General features: G+C 55.8%; 1 protein-coding gene and 1 pseudogene. Both read left to right on the top strand.

Going from position 1 to position 3678, the window contains the following annotated elements:
* Positions 1-3156 (top strand): annotated as a pseudogene (locus tag PGR91_RS13460) (hypothetical protein); the annotation flags it as partial.
* A gap of 27 nt (positions 3157-3183) precedes the next feature.
* Entirely contained in the window at positions 3184-3468 is a 285-nt protein-coding gene (locus tag PGR91_RS13455) for a hypothetical protein (RefSeq protein ID WP_147387432.1), read from the top strand.
* The last annotated feature ends 210 nt before the right edge of the window (positions 3469-3678 follow it).

The raw sequence follows: 3678 nt of genomic DNA, 5'->3' as shown, positions 1-3678 counted from the left end.
TATCTGAACGTCTACAATGCCCTGAGCGCATACATTACGCCGCTGCTGGCGGATATGACGACGACCTCGACGATCACCGGGTCGGTTTTCAATGCGAGATTCAAAACGTACTACGATGCGAAGACGACGTTGCTGAAAAATATTCAGTACTATTCGTCCGGGCAGTTCCGGATCACTACGATCGACGCTACGGAACTCGATCCGGATACTTATTATCCGGTGACATTCACTTTATATAGTGCGTCGGAATATAAAGCGACCATTGAGATCGGAGCCGTGTTAGGCACGAGCGGGACGCCTTCCTGGGCCACCCATGCGCAGGGATTCTCATGCAATTGCGTCTGGGAGTCGAACGGGAACCGCTGGGGCACGATACCCGTCAAAAGATATATTCGTTCCTTTGCTTTCAACTTTACAGAGGGTACGCCCGTCGGCAGCATCGGGCAGGTGCAGCCGACATCGATGGAATACATATACGTTCGCGGCGGCGGTCGGTACACGGTGCGTACCTCCGGCGTCCCTTTCATTGAATTGCATCCGGAAGGTTATCATTGGAGTTCCGGAAGTTCGTCCGGAAATGTTCCCACCCGGACGTCGGTAGAAACGCCGGTCGTGGATGTGGACGCGGCTCAAGAGTCCGCAGATAGGGCGAACGCCATGCTCGCCGACATCGCCAGCGACGACAAGCTGACCCCCAGTGAAAAGCAGGAGACCAAGCGGGAGTGGGAAATCATCCAGGGCGAGAAACCGATCCTCACGGCCCAGGCGAAACCGACCCTAACGGATACGACGGCATACCTCGACGCCTACAACGCCCTGAACGCATACATCACGCCGTTGCTGGCGGATATGACGACGACCTCGACGATCACCGGGTCGGAGTTCTGTTCGAAGTTCAAGGACTACTACAACGCTAAGGCCAAATTGCTTAATAACATCCAGTATTATGCGTCCGGCCAGTTCCAAATCGTCACGATCGACGCTACGGCGCTCGATCCGGATACTTATTATCCGGTGACGTTCAACCTATGGAATGCGTCGGATTCGAAAGCCGCCATCGAAATATCCGCTATCCTTTCCGATAGCGGAACGCCTCCCTGGGCCACCCATGAGCAGGGATTCTCGTGTAGCTGCGTCTGGGAAACGAATGGGAATAGATGGGGCGCGATGGGTATCAAAAGATATGTTCGTTCTTTCGACTTCAGGTTCTCGGACGTTACGCCCGTAGGCAGCATCGGTCAGGTGTATCAGAGTGCCCTGGAATACATATACGTCCGTGGCGGCGGCAGATACAAGGTCAGGGCAACCTATTGCGAGGGCATTATGCTGCGTCCGACGGGATATTCCTACGGCGACGTGGCGAGTATCGGCCTGCTGACGTCGGTAGAAACGCCGGTCGTAGATGTGGAAGCGGCCAAGACGACGGCGCAGTCGGCCCTGGGCGCGGCAAACGCCCTTTCGACGACGGTTACGGGCCTGAAGAACTTCACGGATTCGGCCTTTGCCGACGGGATCGTCACCCGCAGCGAGGCGGCCGCCATCGGCAAGCTGACCAACCAGGTCGCCGAGACCGCCGAATCCGTGAAAGCGCAGTACTACAACCGGTACAACCATGCGGATCTGAACGAGACCGGCAAGCGGAATCTCGCTGCGAAGTACGCGCTTTTCGACGCCGCGAAAGCCGCCCTTCTGACCTCGATCACGACGGCCATCGCCGACGGCATTGCGACGGCGGCGGAGCAGGCGGACGTGGATACGAAGCACAACGCGTTCAATTCGGCCCTGTCCGATCTGAACGTCGCCTTCGGGGTCGCCGACGAAGCGATCCGGGACGCGATCCGGGCCTATGCGGACAGTGCCGTCGATACGGGACAGAATGCCGTTGCCAAAAATATCGGCTTCTCGTCCTATGAGGATATGACGGCGAAGGCCGAAGCCGGGCAAACGATCATGAACGGCGGTCGGATCAATGCGGATCTGATCGAAACGGCTACGCTGATCGCGGAGAACCTTATAACCAAGCCCGCATCGGATTCCGATCAGCGACGGATCGAGATACGCCGCGAAACCAATGCGCTGACGGCCTACGATTCGGCCGGAAACACGGTGCTGCTGGTCAAAGGGGATACCGTCGACGACGTGAACACGCTGATTAACCCGACGGCCGTGTCGCTGTCGTCGGACTTCACGCCGCGGTCGTTCAGTTGGTCGGCGACTTCGGAACTGGAGAAATACGAGTCGGCCGTTTGCGCGGAACTGGCCGTGACGTCGGCCGGGTTTTACAAAATCTCGATCCCGGACATCCAGGCCAAACACCGGACGCAGTGCGCCGCCGGCGCGTATTCTTACGGGCGGATGGATTTCGTTCTGACGACTTCGGACGCCTCGGACGTTCTGGTGCAGATTCCGGTTGCCAAAGGCAATGCCGAGAACTGGAACACGCATGTCCGGGCGGGGACGTACACCGTATATGCCAAATCGAGGCTGTACCTGCGGGTGCGCTTTTACGGACGGCTGGAAGGTTACGCGTCGGCACAGGCCGCCGAGTCGATGAACGTGCAGCTCTATACCGCCAGCCAGAAGGTGACCTGCACCGGATCGACCGGCAGCGCGATGCGGACGTCGCTGTTTGCGAACGGCCTGGCGGCCACGTACAGCAGCCAGGAGTATTTCGTGGTGTTCAAGGGCGGCACGGGGATTCCGTACATCATGGGCCGGGGGGATACGCGCCTGCTGTCGAAGTCGGGCAAGTACGGTCTCCGTCTGACGGACAGCGGGGTGCTGGCTACGTCGAACAGTACGAACGATAACAATTGGGGCGCGCTGATGCACGGGCTGGAGGCGTGGGGAATCGTCAATACGGGCACTTATGTAATCGCGAAGTCTTGGATATCTCCGGCCAGCAGCATAACTTCTTTCTCCGCGTCGATGGCATGGACAAACTGCGTACAGATCACGATGAATGGAGCCCGGTTCACGTCGAAGGACTCTTATGTTGTCAAACCCGAAGTTAATAATAGCAACGACAGGGTTGCATTTCATTCGGTACCGGGCAAGACGGCCACGTCGTTTAAAATATTCACCGGTGACGGAGCCGGATCGGTAGCCTCGGATGTCCTGTTTTTCATATTCAATCTGGATACTTACAAATACTAATTGTTCAACCTTTAAAAAAACTGAATTATGTACACATCGAATCTTCAAACAGCAAAGTACAACGTAGAAGACGCCGCGGGCGGAATGACCGTCACCGGAACGTACTCCGTCAGGGGCGACAGAAGTCTCGACGAAGTCAACATCAACGCCATCGGCGAAGCAGGGGCCGCGAAAGGCGCGCTGATCGTCAACTCCGACGGATATACGTCCGTAACGACCATGCCCGGCGGAGATCCCGCGGAGATCGGGAGCATACTGCTCGATACGCTGGCGCGGATCAGGGAAGAAGTGACCACACCCCTCGAAAAATAATACCCCTTCTCCGGCAGGGGAGGTATAAATTAATGGTAATTATACCCCAAGTTACTACAATTATAAATTCGTATTTTGGGCAATCAAAAAAAACGGGCTTTAAAATGATTTTAAAGCCCGTTTAATTTTTGCTACTTTTTGTCTATTTTTCAAGATTATCCTTTGAAATATCCGGAAAGTCAGATGGAATTTTCGTTTTGCCGATTATAA

Origin of the sequence: Candidatus Alistipes pullistercoris (assembly GCF_027665465.1) — a bacterium.
Taxonomy (GTDB): domain Bacteria; phylum Bacteroidota; class Bacteroidia; order Bacteroidales; family Rikenellaceae; genus Alistipes_A; species Alistipes_A hominis.
The sequence above is the reverse complement of the archived record's forward strand: the minus strand, read 5'-3'. Positions and strand labels throughout refer to the sequence as shown.

Coding starts and splice junctions, on each gene's coding strand:
- PGR91_RS13455 (WP_147387432.1), top strand. CDS start 3,184: ATGTACACATCGAATCTTCAAACAGCAAAGTACAACGTAGAAGACGCC.